Below are 24869 nucleotides of genomic sequence, written 5' to 3' on the forward strand. Positions count from 1 at the left end.
AACGGGGCAACGCGGCTCAGAGAGTGCGGGCGCATGATCAATCGGGACAAAGAAACTTCGCTTTACGACGCGACGGGCTTTAAGTCATCGGCGCGTTTTTGGCGTGGTTTGCTGAGAACGGATAGTGGTTCCCCACAAAGCTTTGAACCTGAAGACGTGCAACACGAGCGACGCCTACTTCTGTATCGCCTGTTGCTGCCTATCATGTTGTGCGCCACGACAATGGTGTTATTTGAGGGCCTTTCAGTTTCGCCCAGCCCCATCATTTTCGATGTCTTTGCAGGGTTGGCGTCGTTGTTACTTGCCGTCACGGCGTACCGCATGTTTCGCCACAACAAAGTGGTAATGCCGCCGGTATTGGCTCTGCTCATTACCCTGATTACGGTGGTTTGGTCTGTGAAGCTTGGTTCTATTTATCAGGAGCTTTGGATCTTTCTTCTTATGATTGCGCTTACCGCCTTGTTGCCTCTTGCCGCCGGCCTTGTGGCAGGCGTTTTAACGCTGGCGGCACTGGTTTGGGCACATGGTTGGCAGGGTTTTGGTGGTGGTTTTGCTCTAGATGCCGCTATTTTTTCAACATGGCTGTTGAGCCTGGCGATGATGCAGCTCCAGACTCGTCAGACCGATCAGCTAGCAGATCTCGCATTAACCGACCCTTTAACCGGCGCTTATAATCGCCGGTATTTGTTGCCTCAGGCTCGACGGCATTTGGCGGACTATCATCGATACGCTCGACTTTCGTCACTGTTATTACTCGACATTGATTACTTCAAGCGCATCAATGATGAAATGGGTCATGTCGAGGGTGATCGCGTGCTGAAAGCCCTAGTGGCTTTAATCGACGGCAGAATTCGCGGCGCCGATATGCTTTTTCGCCTGGGTGGCGAGGAGTTTGTGGTGCTTTTAAGCGAGGTGGGTGCCCAGACTGCACGAAAAATCGCAGATGATTTGCGCAGTAAAATTGCGGCACAGGAGGTCATTCCTGATCGACGCGTTACCGTTAGTATCGGTATCTGCGACGTGACTGCGGTAGATTCTGCTGAGGACTGGCTGCTACGCGTAGACCGCGCCATGTATGAGGCCAAGCGCAAGGGCAGAGACCAAGTTTACATCGAAGAACCTTCACCACGGGATCCCACAAATGTTAAAGGCACGATTCCTATGTGGCGCTAAATGCGCCTTGGTTTTGGTCATGCTTTTGACCTTGACCGCATGCTCGGGTACCCGATTTTTTTACAACAAACTAGACACCCTGATCGATTGGTACGTCGATGACTATGTCACCCTCAGTCGTGAGCAGTCTGCCGACTTTCAAAACCGAGTAGATCAGCTTCTTGAATGGCACCGGCGCGAGGAGCTGCCCGCTTACACCCAACTGCTGACAGATTTTGAGCGCAGCCTTGATGCCAGCTTAAATGAACAGTCAGTTGCCACGTTGTTCGACGAGTTGTCCCTGGCGGCAGATCGTCTTGAGGTTCGTATTCTTGATTTAATGATTGAGTTTGGCGCTACGTTAAATCTCGCGCAGCGGGAAGAATTTATGCTGGCTTTGGAAGAGGAACAGGAAGAGCAGCGAGAGAGGCTTCTGTCTCGGTCTGATGAGGTTTATCGAGACAATGTACAGGAACAGTTCAGCGATAATCTCAGCAGATTTTTGGGCAGATTGACAGATCAGCAAAAAGAAGCGCTAGCGCTGCACACCCGGGATTATCAACGGTTTGACGATGCATGGATCGCTGATCGAGCACGCTGGACAAAAGAGCTTGCCGCTGTGATAGCGAGCAATACCACTGATTGGCCTTCTGAGGTCCGAGACATTCTTGCTGGGCGGGAGGCTGCACGCTCACCGGAGTACGTTGGGGTATATGCGCACAACCGGGCGCTATCTCAAACAGTGTTTACCGAAGTGATTAACCAGCGCACGCCCAAACAGGACCGTCGTTTGCGGCGAAAAATTAATAATTACCGCGACGACTTCATCGCGCTGGCCGCAGAAGCTGAAGCCCTCAGTCCAGCAGCGATAAGTCCCTAACCGCTCCTTTGTCGGCGCTGGTAACCATGCGAGCATAGACTTTCAGAGCAGCACTGACCTTTCTTGGTCGGGGCATTTGGGGCTGCCAAGGTTTATCTGCGTTATCCATTTCGCTTCTGCGGTTGCGTAGGCACTCGTCATCGAGCAAGACATCGATGCGTCGATTGGGAATGTCGATTGCAATGGTGTCCCCCGACTGCACTAAGCCAATTGCGCCACCTGCCGCTGCCTCTGGGGATACATGCCCAATGGACAGTCCTGAGGTGCCCCCGGAGAATCGACCGTCGGTAACCAGCGCACAAGCTTTACCTAACCCTTTTGATTTCAGATAACTGGTGGGATACAGCATTTCTTGCATACCCGGACCCCCTCGGGGTCCCTCGTATCGAATAATTACGACGGCACCTGCAGCAACGCGATCTTCGAGAATGTCAGCAACAGCGGCTTCCTGACTTTCGCAGATATGGGCAGGGCCGCTGAAGCATAAGACATCATCATCGACCCCTGCGGTCTTAACCACGCAACCGTCTTCAGCGATATTGCCGAACAAAACTGCCAGGCCACCCTCTTGAGAATAGGCGTGAGCAACATCGCGTACGCAGCCTCCTGTACGATCGAGATCAAGGCTGGGCCAGCGTGTGGCTTGGCTGAAGGCCTGCTGCGTGGGCACCCCAGCGGGGCCCGCTGAAAAAAGTTTGTGAACGTCGGCGTCGTTAGTTTGCGCAATATCCCAGGTTGTCAGCGCTTCGCCTAGGGTGTCGGTGTGCACGGTGTGGGTACTGGTATCGATGAGACCCCCGCGAGCTAGCTCGCCAAGTATAGCCATGACGCCGCCGGCACGGTGGACGTCCTCCATGTGGTAAAGCGGTGTACTGGGCGCAACTTTACATAATTGCGGTACGCGTCGGCTTAAAGTATCGATGTCCGTCATTGAAAAATCGATGCTTGCCTCTTGGGCCGCAGCCAACAAATGCAGGATGGTATTGGTGGAGCCCCCCATAGCGATATCCAGACACATCGCGTTTTCAAACGCTTGGCGGTTGGCTATGTTTCGAGGCAGCGCCGAGGCATCGTCCTGTTCGTACCAGCGCCGTGCAAGCGCAACGGAAACACGCCCTGCGCGCTTAAACAGCGCTTCTCGATCGGCGTGGGTGGCTAATAGTGAGCCATTGCCCGGCAGGCTTAAACCCAGCGCTTCGGTAAGGCAATTCATGGAGTTAGCGGTAAACATACCCGAGCAGGAGCCGCAGGTTGGGCAGGCAGAGCGTTCATAGGCCTCAACGGTTGCATCGTCTGCAGAGTCATCAGCTGCGATGACCATGGCGTCCACCAGATCGAGCTTGTTTTCAGACAGCTTGGTTTTGCCGGCTTCCATGGGTCCACCGGAGACAAAAACGCAGGGAATATTGAGTCGCATAGCAGCGTTAAGCATGCCCGGGGTGATCTTGTCGCAGTTTGAAATGCAGACCATGGCGTCGGCGCAGTGTGCATTGACCATGTATTCCACAGAGTCGGCAATAATATCTCGAGAGGGCAGACTGTAGAGCATGCCGTCGTGGCCCATGGCGATTCCATCATCGACGGCGATTGTATTGAACTCCTTGGCAACACCGCCCGCGGCTTCGATTTCTCTGGCGACGAGTTGTCCCATGTCTTTTAGATGCACATGGCCGGGAACAAACTGCGTAAAAGAGTTTACGACGGCAATAATCGGTTTTTCAAAATCGCCGTCGGTCATGCCGGTAGCGCGCCACAGGGCTCTGGCACCGGCCATGTTGCGGCCTGCGGTCGATGTTTTGGATCGGTATTGTGGCATTCTGTCTTCTCCCGTGCTGGGCGGGAATTCTAACAGCTAAGATTGTTCAGTCGAGGTTCTTGATCAGGACTTTTGAGTTTCGCTGCAAGTTATAAAGTGCCTGGCGCTCGGAGGGTAGCTGGTCGAGGCTGGCTGTGACGAAGCCCTGCTCAATAAACCAGTGGGTGGTTTGAGTGGTGAGCACGAAAAGTTGTTGGATACCCTGTCCTTGAGCCTGAGTTGTCAGTAGCTCCAGAAGATGCACGCCTCTACCGCCGTTGCGGTAGTCGGGGTGGGTTGCGATACAGGCAATCTCTGCCATTTCAGTCCCCTCGAAAGGATAAAGTGCCGCGCAAGCTAAAACCCGACCATCGCGCTCAAGGACCGTAAAATTTGAGATTTCCTGTTCAAAACGCTCTCTGGAGCGACGCACCAATACACCGGCTTCTTCCAAGGGTCTCACCAGGTCGAGCACACCTGCGATATCGTTAATACTCGCCCTGCGGTTTTGTTCGAAGACCGTTTCGCTGACCAAAGTGCCGGCACCATCATGGCTAAAAAGTTCTTCAATGAGCGCACCGTTATGAACGTAGCTAAGAAAGTGCGCTCGGCTGACGCCTTGTTCGCAGGCTCGGCAGGCGGCGTCACGCTGGCTGGCTTGTATTGGGTTTTCTATAGGCAGTGCCCGGGCCGCGGCGACGGTGCACTGGCGCACCAAAGTGCCCAAGCTGTCATGCAATCCCTCGGAATGATCCATAAAGATCAGCTTGTCAGCGCCCAGTGCCACTGCTGAGGCCGTAGCGACCTCGTCAGCACTCAAATTGAACACTTCACCTGTGGTGGAAAAACCTAGGGGAGACAGCAGTACAATGGCCTCATTATCAAGGGCGGCGGTTATGCCCACGGCGTCAAGTCGACGCACAGCGCCGGTAAAAAGAAAATCTACCCCGTCCACGATTCCTACCGGCCTTGCGGTAATGAAGTTGCCGCTGACTACGCGCAACCTAGCGCCATGCATCGGAGAATCTGGCAATCCTTGAGATAACTGGCTTTCCAGCTGCAAGCGCTGGGTCGCAGAAACGTCCCGCACCACGCCTAAAACCTCAGAATCCGTAATTCGAACACCTTGGTGAAGTTGACCCGTGATGCCCAGAGCGGCCAGCGCCTGCTCGACTTCGCCGCGAGTGGCATGGACTAGCACCAGCCGAATACCCAGAAGGTGCAGCAGGCATAGATCATTAATCAGATTGTTAAATTGATCGCTTTCTAACGCGCCGTTGCCCAAATAAATCACAAACGTCCGGCCCCGGTGAGCTCGGATATAAGGGCTGGTGTGTCGAAACCAGTCTATGTGATTGCTAGAGGAAGCCAAGTTCGTCAGTCTCGTGCGTTAGATTGGTTTAAATTCAAAACGCGAGACTACCCGAAAGGCACCCAGAGAATCTTGGGAATTTTTGGCTGGCTTGGTGAAAAATGGCCGCTGTGGTCGAGGTTCAATAGCGCCGCCAGTAAATTGTGTTGCTGTGATTAAAAAAAAGGGGATTTTTAGCAGTCAGGGAGGTGTGAGGCATAGCCCCAGTCAATAATAAGAGACTTCTAAACTCCACGGTCGCTTTCAGCGCTGTGTTGCGCAGCGCACCAAAAAATCACGATGAGAAGGTGGTTTAACGGTGACAGAGAATTTTCAGCGCGTAAACTGCAGCTATGACTGAGCACATGATGATACCCCCAGAGTCCCGCCTAGATATGATTAGCCTTGCCGAGGGGTTGGCTCGAGCTGGGCGACTGTCAGCCAAAGATCTGATGCGGCTTAAATCTATGCGCCAGATGCGCCTCGCCCCACTGCCTTTCTTAGCCGAGCAAAAGCTATCTGATGCAAGCGCCTCGGGTGGGATTATGGATATGACTGCGCTATTGGGTTTTCTCTCTCAGGAAACCGAACTGGGGGTATTCGATATTGATCCGCTAAAAATTGACACGAAAGCAGTCGCGGAAGTTATGTCCCAGGCCTTTGCCGAGCGTCATAAGATTCTTGCAGTTGCTGTCGATGATATGACGGTCACGGTTGCAAGCAGCGAGCCCTGGGTGACCGGCTGGATCCGTGATCTTGAGCATGCAACGCGACGCCCAATACGCCGAGTATTAGCAGACCCCCGAGATATAGCGAGGTACACCAAAGAGTTTTATGTGATGGCTCGTTCGGTTCAGGGCGCTAACACCCTAAATCGTGGCGAGGGCGGCAATCTGGTAAATCTAGAAGCTATGGTGCAGCTCGGCAATAAGTCTGAGCTCGATGCCAACGACCAGCACATCGTGAGCGTGGTCGATTGGCTTTTGCAATACGCTTTTGAGCAGCGTGCCAGTGATATTCATATCGAACCCCGGCGGGAGTTAGGGAACGTCCGTTTTCGCATCGACGGCGTGCTTCATAAAGTTTATGAGCTACCTGCTGCCGTCGCGTCAGCGGTGACTAGCCGCTTTAAAATTCTTGGACGGCTGGACGTGGCAGAGAAGCGTCGCCCCCAAGATGGACGCCTGAAAACTCGGACCCCCGATGGTAATGAAGTGGAACTGCGCCTCTCGACGTTGCCAACCGCATTTGGTGAAAAGTTGGTCATGCGCATCTTCGACCCCGATGTGCTGCTCAAAAGCTTTGAGGAGCTGGGGTTGCGTGGCAGCGATGATCAGCGGTGGCAAAGTATCATTGCTCAGGGTACAGGTATCGTTTTAGTCACCGGTCCCACGGGCTCGGGAAAAACCACAACGCTCTACTCTACATTGCGGCAGCTCGCCAACGCGGACGTTAATGTTTGCACCATCGAAGATCCTATCGAAATGGTAGAACCTGCTTTTAACCAAATGCAGGTAAATGCCTCCATCGATCTAGATTTTGCTTCTGGTGTACGGGCGCTGATGCGACAAGACCCCGATATCATAATGGTCGGCGAAATCCGTGATCTGGAGACTGCCAATATGGCCATTCAGGCGGCGCTGACTGGGCATTTGGTGCTGAGTACACTCCATACTAATGACTCCCCCGGCGCTATTTCACGGTTGGTGGAGTTGGGTGTCCCTGCGTTTTTGATTCGTGCCACCGTTCGAGGTGTCATGTCTCAGCGGCTGGTAAGAACCCTTTGCAGTCAGTGTAAACAGCTTGAGCCCACCGATATAGGGGGCTGGCAATCCTTGGTAGGCGACTATCAGGCGGTGATGCCCGAGGCACTTTATCGTCCTGTAGGGTGTAAGGCTTGTCGCGATACGGGTTATCGTGGACGTGAAGGTATTTATGAGGTGCTTGTTGCGGATGCTGGAGTGCACAGTGTGATCAACGATAGTCACGATATCCGTCAAATTCGACGGCAATCCGTCGCGGCTGGGATGGTGCCCCTAAGAGTGGCAGGTGCTGAAAAAGTAGCTCGAGGTGAAACGACGCTCGAAGAGGTTATGCGCGTAGCGCCCGCTCTTGATGACTAGGCAGGCCACTATGCCGCAGTCCCTAGAGGCTGGACTCGCGAAAAGTTGGGGGGTTTTTACCGACCAGTTGGAACCGGAAATTTTGACCCGCTTGCAGCACGCGCTGGACGCTTCCACTGTCGCTGCAGACTTTGACCGGCTTCTGGCAACCAGTAATTTTTTTAGAGATCAATTTATTCGTCACCGCGATTGGGCGGTGGGCGAGTTGGAAGCCGGGCGATTATTTCAGTGCTGCGATCTCGATGCCGAAGCCTGGAAAGTCGCGCTCAAGCAGCTAGTCCTCGACAACAGCAGTGAAGACGCCGTTATGTCGGCCTTACGAATATTTCGTAATCGGCAAATGTTAAGCATTGTGGCCTGCGAATTATCCGGTCGCGCCGCATTAAGTGAAACCTTCCAAGCTTTGACTCGGTTGGCCGATATTACGATTCAGTTTTCGGTGGACTGGGCTACGGCGAAACTATCACGACGATTTGGGCTCCCGGTAGGGGAGTGGTCAGGGGAAGCTCAAGAGCTGGTGGTTTTGGGTATGGGGAAGCTCGGTGGTGGTGAGCTCAACCTGTCTTCAGATATTGACCTCATTTATGCCTATCCGGAAGCGGGTGAAACTCAGGGCGGCAAAAGAACGCTCAGTAATCAGGAGTTCTTTATACGGGTCGGTCAGCTCGTCATTAAATTGCTAGACGCTAAAACGGTAGATGGTTTTGTGTTTCGCGTAGACATGCGCCTACGCCCCTTTGGTAGCAGCGGCCCACTGGTCGTAAATTACAACGCTCTAGAAGTTTATTACCAGCAACATGGTCGCGACTGGGAGCGTTACGCCATGATCAAGGCCCGAGCGATCACCGGGTCGGTTGAAAATAAAAAGCCTTTTGAAGAGTTAAAGCGTGCCTTTGTTTATCGCCGCTATACCGATTACGGCGCTTTGCATGCGCTGAGAGAGATGCGGGAAATGATTGCTGCCGAAACCCTGCGGAGCAATTTGCAAACCAACATCAAGCGCGGTTATGGCGGTATTCGAGAAATAGAATTTATTGTTCAGTGTAAACAGCTCATTCACGGCGGGCGGCATCCTGAATTGCAAGTTCGACCTTTGGAATTGGCTTATCAATGCCTTGCAGAGCTCGATTTTATTAGTGTCGAAGATCGACAGGGGTTGATTGATGCCTATCGCTTTTTGAGGCGTCTCGAAAACATTCTTCAGGGTCTCTGTGATACCCAGACGCAAGAGTTACCTGGCGATCCCATTTCACAGGCGCAGGTAGCCCTGTTGATGGGTTATTCCGATTGGGCGGCCATGATCACAAGCTGCGAGGCTGTGCGGCAGCGCGTTTCTGAGTACTTCCAGAGTTTGGTGACCCTTCCCGGTGACCCGTCGTCGGAAATTGCAGCTTCGGTTGGCGTGCAGTATGCCGATTTATGTCCCGAAGCTCTGGCGGCCTTGGGGTACCGTGATGCTAGTGCGACTTGGGCGGCCGTGGAGACTTTTATGAGCGGTGGTCGCGTTCAGGCGGCGCAATCAGAAAGCCGGCATCGTCTCGAAGCGTTCTTACCCCAGTTGATCTCCGTTTCAGCCAAGACCGACAACGCTGACCTTGCCGTTACCCGAACCTTACCTTTCGTCAGTGCTGTGCTGCGACGTAGCGCTTACCTTGTGATGATGACCGAGCACCCGCAGGCATTAGAGCAGCTTGTCTCGCTCAATGTGGCAAGTCCGTGGATTGCGCGCAAGCTCGCTCAACGCCCGGAGCTGGTCGAAGAGCTCCTCCACGAAGATCGACTTTATCGAGCACCCAACCGCAGCGAAATGGGTGCATTGGTGCAGGATCAACTGCTGCGAGTGCCTGAGGATGATCTAGAGCAACAGATGCATGCGATGGCGGGTATTAAAGATGCGGTGGTTCTGAGGGTAGCAGCCAGCGAACTTAATGGTTCGCTGCCAGTCATGGTGGCCAGCGATAATCTCACCTTCCTTGCTGAAGTTATGGTGACTCAAGCGATTCAAGTTGCTCGAGCAGAACTGGTAACTCGGCACGGAGAACCTCAGGGGGATGAGGCTGGGTTTGCGGTCATGGGTTATGGCAAGTTGGGTGGCATAGAATTGGGGTATGGGTCTGATCTTGATCTCGTCTTTGTTTATGACGGTGGACGAGGCACGACGTCGGGCCCAAAAATTATTGAGAATACGCGGTTTTTTACGCGTCTTGCTCAGCGTGTGGTGCACGTCCTTTCGACTAACGTTGCTCAGGGTCGGCTTTATGAGGTCGACCTGCGCCTGCGTCCGGATGGCGGCTCGGGATTGCCTTGTGTGACTTTCGGCAGCTTTCGAAAATATCAGCACGAATCGGCATGGACCTGGGAACATCAGGCTCTAGTGCGAGCTCGGCCAGTAGCAGGTTCGGCAGAGTTGTGTCATCAGCTCGAGGCGTTGCGACTGGAAATATTGCGCAAGGTCAGACCTGATCATGAGCTGCGTGATGCGGTGGTTACCATGCGTCTGCGGATGTTTGAGGGTGCTGAAAGCCGCCTTGAAGCGGGCCCCGATGAGTTTGATATAAAGCGCGATCCTGGCGGCATTGTTGATATTGAATTTGTGGTGCAATTTCTGGTGCTCCAACACGCTGCCACCCACCCCGACCTGGCACAGGCCACCGATGTTGTTAATTTGCTTAACGCTCTCGCTGATCATGACTTGCTGTCAGCGCAAGATGCCGACACACTGCGTGCTGCGTATTTGGTGTATCGGGCCGAGGTACATCGTGCCGTTCTTGAAGATGTAGACTTGGTGGGTAAACGTTCAAAATTTATGCAACAACTTGTTGCGGTGACTCAGATCAGGGATGGGGTTTTACCCGGCCTGCCTGCACTCGAAATTGATGTAGCTAATGGTTAAGAGGAAATAACATGGACCTGTCTAAACTGAGCGGAAAAATTTGGCTCGACGGTGAACTCGTGCCCTGGCAGGAGGCAAAGGTGCATGTTTTGACCCACACCTTTCACTACGGCGTTGGTGTTTTTGAAGGCGTCCGTGCCTACAGCACACCCGATCATGGCACTTGCATATTTCGATTAAAAGAGCACACCGATCGGCTGTTTCGCTCTGCAAAAATTCTGCAAATGAATATGCCTTGGGACAAAGACGCTTTAAACGCGGCCCAACGAGAGGTGGTTCGGGTTAACGGCCTCGAGGAAGGTTATTTGCGCCCGATGTGCTTTTTAGGGTCAGAGGGTATGGGATTGCGAGCTGACAATCTAAAAACCCATGTCATGATTGCAGCTTGGCCCTGGCCTTCCTATATGGACCCTGAGGCACGAGACCGTGGTATTGCTGTGCGTACATCAAGCTACACCCGGCATCACGTTAACATTACGATGTGTAAAGCCAAGGCCAACGGCAACTACATCAACTCGATCTTAGCCTTACGCGAGGCCATTGATAGTGGCTGCGAGGAGGCACTGATGCTCGATAACGAGGGTTACGTTGCTGAGGGGAGTGGTGAAAACTTCTTTATGGTGCGCGATGGCGTTATCTACACCCCGGACCTGACGTCTTGTCTTGAGGGCATCACTCGCGATGCCATTTTTAAAATAGCCCGAGATGAAGGGTATGAAGTTCGCGAAAGACGTATTACACGGGATGAAGTTTATATCTGTGATGAGGCGTTTTTTACCGGTACCGCAGCAGAAGTGGTGCCCGTGAGGGAGCTTGATAACCGCCAGATCGGTGCGGGTGGCCGCGGCCCCATTACCGAAAAGCTTCAGAGCATTTATTTTCAAACGGTTCGCGGTGAGCAGGCTCGATATCGTGATTGGATAACCCCCGTTACTGATTGACGATCCCTTCGTCAGGCACCGCTTAATAGAAGGTTGGTTATGGCACAGGCACATTTTGAAACACTGCCCTCGGGTATTCGTTATCGACACTGGCAGCCTGTGGTGGAGCCTCGTGCTACCGTTTTGTTAATTCATGGACTGGGTGAACACAGCGGGCGTTATCAAGCGGTCGCAGCTGCCCTCACTGCTCGGGGTTTTGCCGTTGTGGCCCCCGATCATCTAGGCCACGGCGAGTCACCCGGGCACCGTGTGTTTGTAAACCACTTTGATGACTATTTAGCGGGAGTTCGAGATTGCCGTCAGGTGCTGGCGCACAACTATCCCGAGTTGCCTTGTTTTGTTCTGGGTCACAGCATGGGGGGGCTTATCACGGGCCGGCTTCTGCTTGAGGACCAAGGCCAATACCGCGGTGCGTTATTGAGTGGCCCCGCTTTTGCGGCGTCGGAGGTGCCGCCGGCTCCGGTTATGTGGATTGGACGCTTGCTCGCAAAGCTCATGCCCCGCGCGGGTATGTTGGCCCTTGATGGCTCCGGGGTTAGTCGTGACGCGGAGGTAGTGGCCGCCTACGAAGCCGATCCACTAGTCAACCATGGGAAGGTGACTGCGGGCTTGGGCATTGCCCTTTTTGACGCCATGGATCGCGTTATGACAGAGGCGGGCTCGATTACCTTACCGATGCTCATTATGCACGGCGGCGCTGATACGCTAGCCGCGCCCATAGGCTCCGAGACCTTCGCAGCTAAAGTTGAGGCTACTGATTTAACCCTCAAGGTTTTGCCCGGTCTCTATCATGAGATTTTTAACGAGCCCGAAGGCGAAGAAATTATTGGCCAGTATGCCGATTGGATAGAGGCCCGCTTGCCTTGATGTCAAAGGCTCTGGTCTGTGGCGCGGGAGGACAACTGGGCCAAGAGTTAGTGTTGACCTGCCCCGAGCAGTGGCAAGCCATCCCTATGACGCGATCGATGTTAGACATCGCCGATCCTGATCAGGTGGCAAAAGCGCTGGATGATACTGAGCCTGCCTGGGTGATTAATGCAGCGGCTTTTACCGCCGTCGACGCTGCGGAGTCAGAGCCGGAGTTGGCACATCGTGTTAATGCCATAGGGCCCGAAGTTCTTGCGCTGCAGTGTCGAGAGCGCAATATTCGGTTGTTACACGTCTCTACAGATTTTGTTTTCGACGGCACCCAAGGTCGTCCTTATGCCCCTGATGCTGAGCCAAACCCACTGGGTGTTTACGGTCGCAGCAAGTTAGAGGGTGAGCATGCGGTAATGGCAGCCGGTGGCAGCTCGGTAATTTTGAGAACAGGTTGGGTGTACTCGCGTTACGGCGGTAATTTTGTAAAAACCATGCTACGCCTGATGGCAGAACTTGAGCAGCTTTCGGTGGTAGAAGATCAGGTTGGCACCCCGACTTGGGCCCGAGGACTGGCATTGACGTGTTGGGGCTTAGCCGACCATGGCGACGTCTCAGGTATTTACCACTGGAGTGACGCTGGGGCTTGCAGCTGGTATGACTTTGCCGTGGCTATTCGTGAAATTGCGCTTGAATTGGGCCTGCTGCGCCAAGCGGCAACCCTGTTGCCGATACCCGCATCGCAGTATCCGACCCCGGCCCAGCGGCCGGGGTACAGTGTGTTGGATAAAGCCCAGACGCGGGCCCTTTTGGCTGAGCCGACCCACCACTGGACAGGTCAGTTACGTGACATGCTTGTCGACCTGCGACAATACGGACAGCAACACGAAAAGAAACACGAACAGCAACATGAGAAGCAGCCGCCATGACGCGATCTTTAATGGTCACCGGAGCCGCGGGGTTTATCGGCGCTAACTTTGTTTATCACTGGGTTCAGGCGCACCCCAACGATACCGTAGTGGCTTACGATGCCCTGACTTATGCCGGTAATCGAGCCAGCCTGGCGCCCCTTGAGGCGGCGGGGCAACTGCACTTTGTACAGGGCGATATTTGCGACAGTGAGTGTGTGAGTCAGACTCTGGCCAACTACGACATCGATACTTTGGTCCACTTTGCCGCCGAGAGTCACGTAGATCGCTCGATTACGGGTCCCGATGCTTTTATTCAAACCAACCTGGTGGGCACCCATACCTTATTGGCAGCGGGCAGGGCCCATTGGCTTGCCGGAACGGGTCGCCCCCATCGTTTTCATCACGTGTCCACCGACGAAGTATTTGGGTCACTAAGCAGTGATGCTCCAGCCTTTACCGAACACCTGCGCTATGAGCCCAATTCACCGTACTCTGCCAGCAAGGCGGGAAGCGATCACTTGGTTAGGGCTTACCACCACACCTACGGGTTGGAAGTGACGACCAGCAATTGCTCTAACAACTACGGTCCTTTCCATTTTCCTGAAAAATTGATCCCGCTGTGTCTCACCAATATCTTAGACGGCCGCTCGCTGCCTGTTTACGGCGATGGTACGAATATTCGAGACTGGCTTTACGTTGTGGATCATGCCCGCGGCATCGATCGGGTGATTGATTCGGGTAAACCGGGAGAAACCTACAATATTGGTGGTAACAACGAGTGGGCAAATCTTGCGATTGTCGAGCTTCTGTGTGATCACCTTGATGCGCGTTTTGCGTCTGAGCCAAGCCTAGCCGCGCGTTTTCCAAAGTCCCCTGCAGCGAATCGAGAGTCACGGGGGCTGATTCAGTTCGTCGATGATCGTGCAGGCCATGACTGGCGCTATGCTATTGACGCAAACAAGATTGAGAAAGAATTAGGCTTTGTGCCCAGCGAAACTTTTGAAACGGGTATCGCAAAAACGCTTGATTGGTATTTAGACAACGAAGACTGGTGGCGACCCCTGCTACAACGCGCCTGATACACCTTGCTGGGGGAAAGTCAAAGCGGTGCAGCGTGCTAGGGACTAAAGATCAAACTTGGGAACTTCAGACCAACTCAGGGCATTGGCGTCCTTTGCTGACAGCTCCGGACTTTCCCCGTTGACCAGCGGCCATTCAACGTCGATGTTGGCGTCGTCCCAAGCAAGACTAATTTCGCTCTCTGGATGGTAATAGTCGGTGCATTTGTAAAGAAAATCAGCCGATTCAGACACCACATAGAAACCATGAGCAAAGCCTGGGGGCACCCAGAGTTGAGTTTTATTTTCGGCACTTAGCAGGCAGCCAAACCATTGACCGAAGGTTGCGGAGTTGGCGCGCAGGTCAACAGTAACATCGTAAACCGACCCGTTGACCACTCGCACTAATTTGCCTTGGGGCTGCTGGGTCTGAAAGTGTAAGCCGCGGAGTATGCCTTGTCGTGAGCGGGAGTGGTTGTCCTGCACAAAATCAAAGGGTATGCCGGCTTCAGCGAAGGCGCTGCGATTCCAGCTCTCAAGGAAAAACCCTCGATCGTCACCAAAGACCTTAGGTTTAATGAGCATAACTCCGGATAGCGGTGTCGCTTCAACATCCATCCGAATCAATCCTTGTGTCGCGCAGTAAACCTTCAAGATAGACGCCATAACCGCTCTTAGCGAGGGGCTTAGCAAGGGCCAGAAGCTGATCGGCGTTGATATAGCCCATACGATAAGCAATTTCTTCAGGGCAGGCGATTTTAAGCCCCTGCCGTTCTTCGACAACGCGAATAAAGTTGGCCGCATCGAGCAGTGAGTTGTGAGTTCCCGTATCTAGCCATGCGGTACCTCGGGACATGACCTCAACTGCAAGGTTTCCCTGTTCCAGATACGTGCGATTAACATCGGTTATTTCCAATTCGCCTCTGGGTGATGGCTTAATATTGCGCGCAATATTGACGACGTCGTTGTCATAAAAATAAAGACCGGTGACAGCATAGTTCGATCTGGCTACCTGGGGTTTTTCTTCAATACTGATTGCTTGGCCTGATTGATCGAATTCCACTACCCCGTACCGCTCGGGATCATTGACGTAATAGGCGAAAACCGAGGCGCCGATTTTACGCTGCGCAGCGAGGCACAATTTTTCCGTTAAGCCACCCCCGTAAAAAATATTGTCTCCCAGCACCAGGGCAGTGGGCGCATTGCCTATAAAGTCTGCCCCCAAAATAAAGGCCTGAGCAAGGCCATCGGGGCTCGGTTGTTCGGTGTAGCTTATGTTAAGTCCCCAACGCTCCCCGTTTCCCAAAAGGTCAGCAAAAGCCGACTGATCCCGGGGCGTAGTAATAATCAGAATATCCCGAATTCCCGCTAGCATTAGAGTGGCCAAGGGATAATAGATCATGGGTTTGTCATAGATCGGCATCAGTTGTTTGCTGACGGTGCTGGTTAGCGGGTGCAGCCGTGTGCCGGATCCTCCCGCAAGTATGATTCCCTTATAAGCCGTATTGTCCATGTGTGATCGCATCATGAGTCGCTGGTGGGCCACGATAAACCCTTCCTCAGACTTTGTCAGGTTTCCCGATTGCTACTCAGTTAAGGCTCGTATTTACTCGGTCACCGGCTAAGCAAAGCTGGGGAACAGTCACCGCCCTTCTGTGCTAGCGTCAGTTGGTAAATTTGGTGTTGCGCTGCCGCCGAGGCAACGCTCTGTACGGGTTAGATAGGGGTGTCCAAACGGGCAGGCTTGTGAGTCTTGTTGGCCTCAAATTTATGGGCACTCTTACTGCCAAAAGCGGTACAATCGCGATTTTTTAACGGGGATTGCCTCATTAACGCATCTGCTCAAAATGTCGGAGAGGCTCCTTCTACGTCTGTTCATGCTGGGTCTTTGTCCTCAGGGCCGCTGAAAATTGCGCTGCTGGGATATCGTTCAGCACCATTCTCCGGCGGGCAGGGGGTCTATCTTAAATATCTGAGCCGTGCATTGGTGAAGCTTGGGCACACGGTCACCGTGATCTCGGGTCCGCCCTATCCTGACCTCGATGTTGAAGTACAGCTGCAAAAATTACCCAGCCTAGATTTGTACGCCCACGGCTTGAAGTCGGTAAGCATTGGCCAGCTGTTCAAAGATTCTTTGGCGCGGACCGAATGGTTGAGCAAGTTAACCGGTGGCTTTATCGAGCCCTGGACCTTTGGCGAGCGGGCCCGAGATTGGTTGCTGGCACACGCTGACGAGTTCGATGTTGTTCACGACAATCAAACGCTGTCAGACGGCATATTGGATATTCAGAAAGCGGGTATCCCGCTGGTCACCACGATTCATCATCCGATTACTCGGGACCGCAAATTAGCGTTGGCCGCAGAACCGCGTTGGACGCGTCGGTTGATGATCCGGCGCTGGCACGATTTTCTGACAATGCAAACCGCTGTTGCCCGTCAATTAAATTACATCGTGACCGTTTCAAAGGCATCGCGCACCGATATTATTGCTGACTTTGGCGTTGATCCCGCTACGATTGCGGTGATGTACAACGGCGTCGAGGCTGACTTATTTAGGCCCATGCCTCATATCGAACGAAAACCCGCACAAATTATGGCAACGGCGTCTGCCGATACGCCACATAAGGGGCTACAAGTTTTGTTGCGTGCGGCTGCGGCCCTCCAAAAAAAAGGCCGGGAGCTCAATCTGGTATTGGTCGGCAAGCCTCGAGTGGGGGGCGCAACAGAGCAGCTGGTAGCTCAGCTGAACTTAGATTCCCATATTCGCTGGGTGAGCGGTGTAGACCATGCCACCATTGTTGAGTTGTATGCCGAAAGTACGTTAGCGGTTGTACCTTCCCTTTACGAAGGGTTTGGTTTGCCGGCGGTTGAGGCTATGGCCTGCGGCATTCCTCTGATCGTGAGTGATGGGGGGGCTCTGCCCGAAGTGGCTGGAGAGGGTGGAGTGGTGGTCCCTGCAGGAGACTCTGAGGCCCTTGCTACTGCAATCGAAGCTCTACTAGATGATCCCGCGGCTAGGACGGCATTAGGGGAACGTGCTCGTAAACGTGGTGTCAACGAATTCAGCTGGGATGTTTGTGCGGCACGCTTGGTGCACTACTACCGAGGGGCTATGGCGGGGCACTCTGGGAACGATTTTTTGCAACCCGCAGAGGTTCTGCCTGTGCAGGGGGATGTCCTCGCGTGTTAACCGTAGATTTTCAAACCCTCGCCCTAGGCTCGGGACAGACGCTTCTCGACGTCGGCTGTGGTGAGGGTCGGCACACGCTAGCCGCCTATTTAAAGTCGGGCGTGACGGCTGTAGGTGTTGACCTAGGCTTGGCCGATCTGGAAACAGCCCGCGGCCGCATTGCCGATATGGAGGCCTATGGTCCCGAGGGTGAAATAGAATTTCTTCAGGGTGATGCGACGGCTTTACCGTTTCCCGATAACCACTTCGACCATGTGATTTGCAGTGAAGTTTTGGAGCATATTCCCAACTTCATCGCCGTGATTGGAGAGTTAAACCGGGTATTAAAGCCCGGGGGAAATTTATGTGTGAGCGTGCCCAGGGCATGGCCAGAGCGGTTTTGCTGGTGGTTGAGTAAGGAGTATTACAATACACCCGGCGGCCATATTCGTATTTTTAATGCAGGCTTTCTGCGGCAAGAAATTTACCGTCATGGCCTTAAATATTATCGCCAGCATGGCGCTCACGCCTTACACGTTCCATATTGGTGGTTGCGTTGCTTGTTATGGCAGGAGGGCGAGGAGCACCCTTGGGTGGCGGCTTATCATCGCTTTTTGGTCTGGGACCTTATGGAGCAGCCCGCTTTAACACGATGGATCGACAAGCTTTGTAATCCCTGGATGGGGAAAAGCGTGGTGATGTATTTCAACAAGCCTCGAGGTGTCAGTCCGTGAGTGGCCTGTACTTAAGTCGTGGTCTCTATCCCCGTGAATTTTTGCAACCTACGGTTGATTTTCTGCTGCGCACTCAGCGCCCTTGGGGAGAGATTCCTTGGTTTGAGGGGGGACACTCTGATCCTTGGGATCACACCGAAGCGGCCATGGGGTTATCAATCGCTGGGGAATTTGCGGCGGCTGTGCGCGCTTATCGCTGGCTTGCGGACACGCAGTTGGATGATGGCAGTTGGTGGCGCAGTTACCGCGAGGGTGAGCCTGACAATCCCGATCGTCGGGAATCCAACTATGTGGCTTATGTTGCCACAGGTGTTTGGCACCATTATCTCATCACGGGTGACTTGGTTTTTTTGCAAGAGTTTTTCCCCGTTATCGATGCCGCCATGGGTTTTGTACTGAAATTGCAGGGCGAGGCCGGGGAAATTGATTGGGCGGTTGATGCGAGTGGGGCTCCCATGGGCGATGCTCTGATCACGGGTTGCAGCTCTATTTACAAGAGCCTTGAGTGTGCGGGGCATATTGCCGCAACCCTAGGCGTCCAGCGCAATGAATGGATCGAAGCTCGGGCGGCCTTAGGAGTAGCCTTGCGCTCGCGCCCCGACCGATTTGATAGGACGTGGGCCTCCAAGTCGCGTTATGCGATGGACTGGTTTTACCCAATCATTACGGGCTGGGTGCAGGGGTCAGCGGCTATCGATCGTCTCGATGCACGCTGGAACGAATTTGTTGAGACCGGTATGGGTTGCCGCTGCGAAACCCAAGAACCCTGGGTAACGGTGGCCGAATCTTGTGAGCTGACGTTGGCGCTATTGGCTGCGGGGGATCGTAATCGGGCGGCAGAGCTATTTTCTTGGCTGACCCAGTGGCGCGACGGTGACGGTGCTTGGTGGACGGGCTATCAATTTGTCGAGAAGGTGCTGTGGCCCGATGAGAAGCCTACTTGGACTGCCGGAGCTATCATGCTCGCTGCCGATGCACTCACCCACCATACACCGGCCGCCACCTTGTTCCTCGAAGTGTGCGAACCTCCCCAACCACTGTCAGTCAGCGCTGCTCGAGATTAACTTAGGCAAGTCTGCGCAGCGCTCTCAATGAGTCAACAGCACCACAGGCTTCGTAAAGCCCAGAATCAATGGCGAGTCGCCAAATGGTGAAGGGTGCCTGACCTCCAGTACTGGCATCGGGAAACACATCGTGGATGGCCAGAATCCCCCCGGGTAGCACGCGATGCCCTACGCTGCGCCAGTCGGTTAATGCGGCGTCAAGACTATGACCACCGTCAATAAAGGCCATGCCTAGTGTGTGCGGCAAGATGGTTTTTGCCTGTTGCGTGCCGGCAACAATCGGAATGACGATATCTTCAACGCCAGCTTGGGCAATGTTGCGGCGGAACTCACGCAGGGTATCAACACGACCCTCACCGTCGACAAGGTCGGCATCGAAAAACATTTCACCGGGTTGGTGTTCTTCTGAGCCGCGATGGTGATCAAGCGCAAGCACGACGGTGCCGGCTAATTTAGCCCCTTGTGCCAGCCAGATTGTGGAGCGCCCGCACCAACTGCCTATTTCGAGGACGGGCCCAAGGCGCCCAGCCTCGCAAGCCAGGGCAGATAATAATTCGCCCTCGTCATCGGTGAGAAAGCCGCGGACATTAGTCCCAGGAGGGGTGGCCATGAGTTGCTCCAAATCGCGCCAAGTCTGCGCTCAGTATACCGGAGGGAGTGGGTTATTTTTGAGGTGCCTGCAGGCGAAGAGTGTGGTTTGGACTATCTGCGAATTCTGGAAGGGGCCTCGCGTCTTTGGGCGAAAGCGGCTCGGTGCCTTGAGAATGCCCGCCCCACCTTTGCTATGCCTGCGGGTATTCCACATCCATTTTTTGTGGCCATTGTGAAGATTGTTGTGTCGGCAGTTGCAACGGCGATTTGTATCACCATTACCACCCGTTTGATGTTGCCAAGAAAAGCGCCACTGAATGCCCGAAAGCACTCAGCAGGTAGTCTCTAGGTGCTGTATGAAACCCGGAGATGATGAGCTTAGGGAATCCTGATCTGGTTAATCAGGGTGTCGTACTGTCGGTCTCATTTTGAGTGCCCGCAGCCGATGCTGCCGGCGGTGGAATCAGGGCTGCATCAAGCCGCGCCACGTCGTCGGGTGATAGCGTGCCCGAGTTCTCCTTGAGCCTAAGCAGGTTCACGACATAGTCGTAGCGTGCGTTGGCGTAGTCTCGCAAAGAGGTGTAGAGCAGGTTTTGCGCGTTCAGCACGTCAACAATGTTGCGTGTTCCAACGTCATAGCCCGCTTCGGTGGCATCCAGTGCGCTTTGCGCCGAGCGGATCGACTGCTTACGCGCTCTGACTCGTGCGGCATCAGACTTCACCGTCATATGCAGTGAGCGTGCATTCGTGATCGTCGTGCGCTCAAGGTTAACGCGGCTTTCCTTCGCAGCAATATGCTGTTGTGCCGACTGTCGCCGTTGGGCATGCAGGCGTCCACCTTGGAAAATGGGCACGTTTAAGCGGACTTCCCAAACCTCCCGAGTATCTTGCGAGTCGGGCTGTATTTGGAATAATTGTCGCGGTTCAGAGATCTGGCTGCCATCGGTGTCTGTGTCCGAGTACTGGTAACTCGCCGTCACTGTTGGAGCATGCCCCATAGCGCTCGCTTTAGCCCCTTGCCTTGCTGACTCTTCGGCATAACGTGCTGCTGCTAGATCGTAGTTATTGTCCAAGGCAAACTTTACCCAAGCCGCACGATCTGCAGGCGCCGGGGGCTGTGCCTCAAAATCTTCACTGAGACGAAAAAGGTCACCGTGTGTTTGCCCGGTCAAAATGGACAGTCGCTCTTTGGCCACGTCGACATTGTTTTCTTCAACAATGCGTTGAACCTCGGCTAAGTCTCGCGCTGCCTCCGCCTCATAGACGTCAGTGATGGCAATGAGGCCAACCTCAAAACGTTGCTGAGTTTGTTCCAGTTGTCGCGAAAAGGCGCGTTCAGCGGCTGAGGCAGCCGCTAAATTATCTTGAGCTCGCAGTACGGCCAAGTAAGCATCGACGGTGCGTACAATCAAATTTTGCGTTGCGGCGGCAAATTCCGCCTCGGCTTGTTTGCTGAACTCCTGGCCTGACTGCAAGTTGTACCAGGCAGAGAGATCAAACAGGGGCTGAGCAAGGGCGACATTCCACCCCTCGGTTTCGGTGTCTCTTTTGTTAAAGCCATCGGCGATAATAGGAACGGTCTGCCCAGAGCTGGGGTCGGCGTCGAAGCCCACGATTTGCGGGCTTACGGTCTCGTTCACGTTGCCTGTAATACTGTAGCCGGCGCTTACTTGGGGTAGAAGTGCTGACAAGGCCAGATTTTCTGTTTCCAAATTCGCAAGGTACTGAGCTTCCTGCGCGCGCAGCTGAGCATCGTTTTGCAGCGCCAGTTCATAGATATCGAGCAATGTATCGCTGTAGCTCTGTGAGCTTATGGGCATCAAGACCGCCACGGCTAGCCCCAGCAGGGTGCGGCGGATAAACAGGGGTGTCATGGAAACTCCTTAAGTGAGCGCGGTTTCGCGGGCCATAGTCTAACACTCGACGCAGCCCGGTGAAGGTGAACTTTTAACCTGATACGACAGATCCAAAACAATCCGTTGTCGTTTCTATCCTGCGCTGGGCCTCAGCTATTGCTACACTGCGGATATCGGTTAGAGGTAAACCAATGAAGGAACAAACGGGTCGTACCCGCAACAGAAGGTCGCGCTACAGCGTAGATATTGGTGACTTGCACAGTTTGTGTGAGACCAACTATTTGCGTTTGTTACGGGTCTTTCCGGGCTACGAGACCAACAACTCGGTCGAAATCACCGCAAATCATTTAACACTGGTCTTTGATGTTGTCGAGCGTACCCGTTACACGACCCTGTTTCGAGTAACGCAACGGGGCCAGCAAGGCTTACCGGCGATGAACTTAGACCTCAGGCTGTACCACGATGCGAGTATGGCCGAAATAGTGGCTTTTCAGCGGCATCGACACTTGGAGGGTCGTTACGATTATCCCAATCCCAACATGTACCAACGGGATGAGAAGGTGCAACAGAATCGGTATTTGGCCGAAATACTTGAGCTTTGTCTGGCTGAAGGCCGCCTGACGAATGAGTTCAGTTCATGGGTACCTTCTGGCCATGAATAGTCCATTACGCGGTGATTGCCTGCTGAGCAACAGCGGCACCCTCACGCTGGTTCAGGTAACCGATGCCCATCTAATGGCGGCAGAGGGCGGTCGCTTACTCAATGTAGATACCGACGACTCTCTCGCCGCTGTTCTTGAACTCGTTGTGGCTAACACCGCGGCACCGGATGGTTTGTTGATTACAGGTGATATCGCTGGGGATGGTGCAAGTGATGCTTATCAGCGCTTAGCTCGAGCACTTGATGTTGTTCCTGCCCCAAGCTTTTGGTTACCGGGAAACCACGATGACTGTGACGAGTCTGAGGTGGGCCGTGAGCATTTCATTCGCACGATTACAAACCCGCACTGGCTGATTGTGATGTTAGATTCACAGCAGGCGGATGCCGTGGGTGGATACCTGTCGGCGAGTGAGCTCGACGCGTTATCACAGGCGGTAGACCGTGCTAACCAAGAGGGCAAACACTTGTTAGTGGCGTTGCATCACCCGTTACACCCGGTGGGTTGTGATTGGCTAGATCCCCAGCGCGTCGCAAACAGTGCCGCCTTTGAACTTGAGGTACAGCGTTGTCGGCAACAGGTTGTGGTCATTGCGGGACATGTGCATCAAGAGAGTGATCAGCAAAGCACCGGGATACGCTATCTGACGACGCCTTCGACCTGCATTCAATTTGCGCCCAATCAAGTGAATTTTAAGGTAGACAACCAAGCACCGGGATACCGTTGGTTGCGACTAGCACCCTCGGGTGAGGTGGAAACCGGTGTGGAGCGGGTCACAGACCGGGAGTTTCCGGTTGATCTGGACTCGGGTGGTTACCTTTAAGCTCAAGGCACTCGGCGAGGTGGGTGCCGGACTCGCCACAGCCGAATCATGGGTCACGATAATTGACCTGACTATTGATCGCTACTGACAGAGAATGACACTACGCCAATGAGCCAGTACAACGCTGATGCAATTGAGGTCCTCACCGGGTTAGAACCCGTGCGCAAACGTCCCGGTATGTATACCGACACCCTGCGGCCCAACCACCTTGCTCAAGAGGTGATCGACAACTCGGTAGATGAGGCTCTGGCCGGTCATGCTGACCAAGTCGATGTTGTGCTGCACAGCAATGGAGGTATTAGCATCCAAGATAATGGCCGGGGTATGCCGGTCGACTTGCACCCGGTTCAAAAACTGCCCGGAGTCGAAGTTATTTTATCGACCCTACATGCGGGCGGTAAATTTTCAGACAAAAACTATCAATTCAGTGGAGGCCTCCATGGCGTCGGCGTTTCGGTGGTCAACGCGCTCTCAAAAAGGCTCGATATTACGATCAAGCGCGATGGCAACATCTACACCATGGCTTTTGAGGGTGGCGAAAAAGTAGAAGATCTTGCCGTGGCCGGGACCTGCGGCAAACGCAACACCGGGACTCAAATTCGGTTTGACCCTGACCCGCAGTATTTTGATTCCCCCAACTTTTCCATGCCCCGCTTAATTCATGTTCTGCGTGCCAAGGCGGTGCTTTGTCCGGGTCTTCGGGTCACGCTGCTCGATGAGAAAAAAAATGAGCGCAGCGAATGGTTCTATGAAGATGGTATTTCTGATTATCTGATGGATGCGACCATCGACTATCCCGTCATTCCCGAAAAGCCCTTTACGTATCATTTTAGCGGTGAGACAGAGGCCGTTGATTGGGCTATTCAGTGGCTACCCGAAGGTGGCGATGTTGTTGCTGAGTCCTATGTCAATTTAATACCCACAGCTCAAGGGGGCACGCACGTTAATGGCTTGCGCTCGGGCTTACTTGAGGCTTTGCGCGAGTTTTGTGAGCTGCGCAGCCTTCTGCCTCGGGGAGTAAAGCTCACCGCAGAGGATATTTGGGATCGCTGTTGTTTTGTACTGTCGTCAAAGCTTCAGGATCCGCAGTTTTCTGGGCAGACGAAAGAGCGTTTGTCCTCTCGTGAGGCCGCTGGCTTTGTTTCTGGCGTGGCCAAAGATGCCTTTAGCCTATGGTTAAATCAGCACACCGATGAGGCGGAGTTGCTAGCAGAGCTGTGCATTAACCGCGCGCAAGCGCGCTTGCGGTCTGCCAAAAAAGTGGTGCGCAAAAAGGTGACCTCTGGCCCTGCGCTGCCGGGCAAGCTAGCAGACTGCACCTCGGAAGACCCTGCCTACGGTGAGTTGTTTTTAGTCGAGGGCGATTCTGCAGGTGGCTCCGCCAAGCAGGCCCGCAATCGCGAGTTTCAGGCGATCTTGCCCTTGCGGGGTAAAATTTTGAACACCTGGGAAGTCGACGCTCAAGAAATTCTTGCTTCCGCTGAAGTTCACAATATCTCAGTAGCTCTAGGGATTGATCCGGCTAGTGATGATCTGTCGGGGTTGCGTTATCACAAGGTCTGCATTCTGGCTGACGCAGATTCTGACGGTCTGCACATTGCGACCCTGATCTGCGCACTATTTTTACGGCACTTCCAGCCGCTGGTCCGGGCGGGACATGTTTATGTCGCTATGCCGCCACTTTATCGAATCGACGTTGGTAAAGAGGTGTACTACGCACTCGACGACGCTGAGCGCAACGGCATACTCGAACGTTTGGCGGCAGAAAATAAGCGTGCCAAACCGAACGTTCAGCGGTTTAAGGGGTTGGGAGAGATGAACCCAGGACAGCTGCGTGAGACGACGATGGACCCTGACACTCGACGTTTGGTGCAGCTGGTGCTCGATGCCGATGCCGATACCCACGGCACTTTTGATATGCTGCTGGCCAAGAAACGATCAGGCGACAGAAAAACTTGGCTGGAGTCGAAGGGCGACTTGGCCGACATCGCCGGATAAGCCACTATTGCCC

Annotated in this window: 21 protein-coding genes; 15 read left to right on the forward strand and 6 right to left on the reverse strand. The window is 53.8% G+C overall.

Going from position 1 to position 24869, the window contains the following annotated elements:
• Positions 1-33: 33 nt before the first annotated feature.
• Positions 34-1173, forward strand: a complete 1140-nt coding sequence (locus tag ACMAY6_RS00190; RefSeq protein ID WP_435213397.1) for a GGDEF domain-containing protein — start codon at positions 34-36, stop codon at positions 1171-1173.
• The gene (locus tag ACMAY6_RS00195; protein WP_435213399.1) at positions 1142-2032 is read left to right on the forward strand and encodes a DUF6279 family lipoprotein; all 891 of its coding nucleotides are present in this window, start codon (positions 1142-1144) and stop codon (positions 2030-2032) included. Before ACMAY6_RS00190 ends, ACMAY6_RS00195 begins: the two co-directional genes overlap by 32 nt.
• Here the strand turns inward: ACMAY6_RS00195 and ilvD are convergent.
• Together ilvD and argA are read right to left on the reverse strand one after the other, a co-directional pair.
• Entirely contained in the window at positions 2007-3848 is a 1842-nt protein-coding gene (gene ilvD / locus ACMAY6_RS00200) for a dihydroxy-acid dehydratase (protein WP_435213401.1), read from the reverse strand. The genes ACMAY6_RS00195 and ilvD overlap by 26 nt on opposite strands.
• Before the next feature lie 46 nt (positions 3849-3894).
• The gene (argA, locus tag ACMAY6_RS00205; RefSeq protein WP_435213403.1) at positions 3895-5199 is read right to left on the reverse strand and encodes an amino-acid N-acetyltransferase; all 1305 of its coding nucleotides are present in this window, start codon (positions 5197-5199) and stop codon (positions 3895-3897) included.
• Between the two features lie 344 nt (positions 5200-5543).
• On the opposite strand from argA, the gene ACMAY6_RS00210 reads away from it, so the two are divergent.
• The 6 genes from ACMAY6_RS00210 to rfbB are packed head-to-tail and all read left to right on the forward strand — an operon-like array spanning position 5544 to position 13983.
• Positions 5544-7301 carry a GspE/PulE family protein gene (locus ACMAY6_RS00210; protein ID WP_435213405.1) on the forward strand — a complete coding sequence of 586 codons (1758 nt, stop codon included), beginning with the start codon at positions 5544-5546 and terminating at the stop codon, positions 7299-7301.
• Positions 7302-7311: 10 nt separating this feature from the next.
• Complete coding sequence (glnE, locus tag ACMAY6_RS00215) at positions 7312-10194, forward strand: bifunctional [glutamate--ammonia ligase]-adenylyl-L-tyrosine phosphorylase/[glutamate--ammonia-ligase] adenylyltransferase (protein WP_435213406.1); 2883 nt, start codon at positions 7312-7314, stop codon at positions 10192-10194.
• Between the two features lie 11 nt (positions 10195-10205).
• Complete coding sequence (locus ACMAY6_RS00220; RefSeq protein ID WP_435213408.1) at positions 10206-11135, forward strand: branched-chain amino acid transaminase; 930 nt, start codon at positions 10206-10208, stop codon at positions 11133-11135.
• Positions 11136-11174: 39 nt separating this feature from the next.
• Positions 11175-12002: an alpha/beta hydrolase gene (locus ACMAY6_RS00225; RefSeq protein ID WP_435213409.1), complete on the forward strand. Its 828-nt coding sequence runs from the start codon at positions 11175-11177 to the stop codon at positions 12000-12002.
• The gene (rfbD, locus tag ACMAY6_RS00230) at positions 12002-12922 is read left to right on the forward strand and encodes a dTDP-4-dehydrorhamnose reductase (RefSeq protein WP_435213411.1); all 921 of its coding nucleotides are present in this window, start codon (positions 12002-12004) and stop codon (positions 12920-12922) included. The genes ACMAY6_RS00225 and rfbD overlap by 1 nt, the downstream gene beginning before the upstream one ends.
• Positions 12919-13983, forward strand: a complete 1065-nt coding sequence (rfbB, locus tag ACMAY6_RS00235; protein WP_435213413.1) for a dTDP-glucose 4,6-dehydratase — start codon at positions 12919-12921, stop codon at positions 13981-13983. Before rfbD ends, rfbB begins: the two co-directional genes overlap by 4 nt.
• 45 nt (positions 13984-14028) lie before the next feature.
• Here the strand turns inward: rfbB and rfbC are convergent, their stop codons facing one another.
• A complete protein-coding gene (gene rfbC, locus ACMAY6_RS00240; protein ID WP_435213415.1) occupies positions 14029-14580 on the reverse strand; it encodes a dTDP-4-dehydrorhamnose 3,5-epimerase in 552 nt (183 codons plus the stop codon).
• Positions 14570-15490 carry a glucose-1-phosphate thymidylyltransferase RfbA gene (gene rfbA / locus ACMAY6_RS00245; RefSeq protein WP_435216071.1) on the reverse strand — a complete coding sequence of 307 codons (921 nt, stop codon included), beginning with the start codon at positions 15488-15490 and terminating at the stop codon, positions 14570-14572. Before rfbA ends, rfbC begins: the two co-directional genes overlap by 11 nt.
• Before the next feature lie 225 nt (positions 15491-15715).
• Between rfbA and ACMAY6_RS00250 the strand changes: the two genes are divergently transcribed.
• From ACMAY6_RS00250 to ACMAY6_RS00260, 3 genes are read left to right on the forward strand one after another with little or no spacing between them, the layout of a single operon-like run.
• Positions 15716-17152, forward strand: coding sequence for a glycosyltransferase family 4 protein (locus ACMAY6_RS00250; RefSeq protein WP_435213417.1), 1437 nt, complete (start codon positions 15716-15718; stop codon positions 17150-17152).
• On the forward strand, positions 17146-17865 hold the full coding sequence (locus ACMAY6_RS00255; protein WP_435213418.1) for a class I SAM-dependent methyltransferase: 720 nt from the start codon (positions 17146-17148) through the stop codon (positions 17863-17865). The genes ACMAY6_RS00250 and ACMAY6_RS00255 overlap by 7 nt, the downstream gene beginning before the upstream one ends.
• Positions 17862-18929, forward strand: coding sequence for a prenyltransferase (locus tag ACMAY6_RS00260; protein WP_435213420.1), 1068 nt, complete (start codon positions 17862-17864; stop codon positions 18927-18929). The genes ACMAY6_RS00255 and ACMAY6_RS00260 overlap by 4 nt, the downstream gene beginning before the upstream one ends.
• A 1-nt stretch (position 18930) precedes the next feature.
• On the opposite strand, the gene ACMAY6_RS00265 is transcribed toward ACMAY6_RS00260, so the two are convergent.
• Entirely contained in the window at positions 18931-19539 is a 609-nt protein-coding gene (locus ACMAY6_RS00265) for a class I SAM-dependent methyltransferase (protein WP_435213422.1), read from the reverse strand.
• Between the two features lie 87 nt (positions 19540-19626).
• On the opposite strand from ACMAY6_RS00265, the gene ACMAY6_RS00270 reads away from it, so the two are divergent.
• On the forward strand, positions 19627-19869 hold the full coding sequence (locus ACMAY6_RS00270) for a hypothetical protein (protein WP_435213423.1): 243 nt from the start codon (positions 19627-19629) through the stop codon (positions 19867-19869).
• Positions 19870-19921: 52 nt separating this feature from the next.
• Here ACMAY6_RS00270 and ACMAY6_RS00275 read toward each other — a convergent pair whose 3' ends face one another.
• Positions 19922-21394: a TolC family outer membrane protein gene (locus ACMAY6_RS00275; RefSeq protein WP_435213425.1), complete on the reverse strand. Its 1473-nt coding sequence runs from the start codon at positions 21392-21394 to the stop codon at positions 19922-19924.
• Positions 21395-21567: 173 nt separating this feature from the next.
• On the opposite strand from ACMAY6_RS00275, the gene ACMAY6_RS00280 reads away from it, so the two are divergent.
• The 3 genes from ACMAY6_RS00280 to parE all read left to right on the forward strand — a co-directional run bounded on the left by ACMAY6_RS00280 (position 21568) and on the right by parE (position 24856).
• Positions 21568-22038: a DUF1249 domain-containing protein gene (locus ACMAY6_RS00280; protein ID WP_435213427.1), complete on the forward strand. Its 471-nt coding sequence runs from the start codon at positions 21568-21570 to the stop codon at positions 22036-22038.
• Positions 22031-22858 (forward strand): metallophosphoesterase, encoded by an 828-nt coding sequence (locus ACMAY6_RS00285; protein ID WP_435213429.1) that lies wholly within the window; start codon positions 22031-22033, stop codon positions 22856-22858. The genes ACMAY6_RS00280 and ACMAY6_RS00285 overlap by 8 nt, the downstream gene beginning before the upstream one ends.
• Before the next feature lie 108 nt (positions 22859-22966).
• Positions 22967-24856: a DNA topoisomerase IV subunit B gene (gene parE / locus ACMAY6_RS00290; RefSeq protein ID WP_435213430.1), complete on the forward strand. Its 1890-nt coding sequence runs from the start codon at positions 22967-22969 to the stop codon at positions 24854-24856.
• The last annotated feature ends 13 nt before the right edge of the window (positions 24857-24869 follow it).

This window comes from Luminiphilus sp. nBUS_16 (genome assembly GCF_051201645.1).
GTDB lineage: Bacteria > Pseudomonadota > Gammaproteobacteria > Pseudomonadales > Halieaceae > Luminiphilus.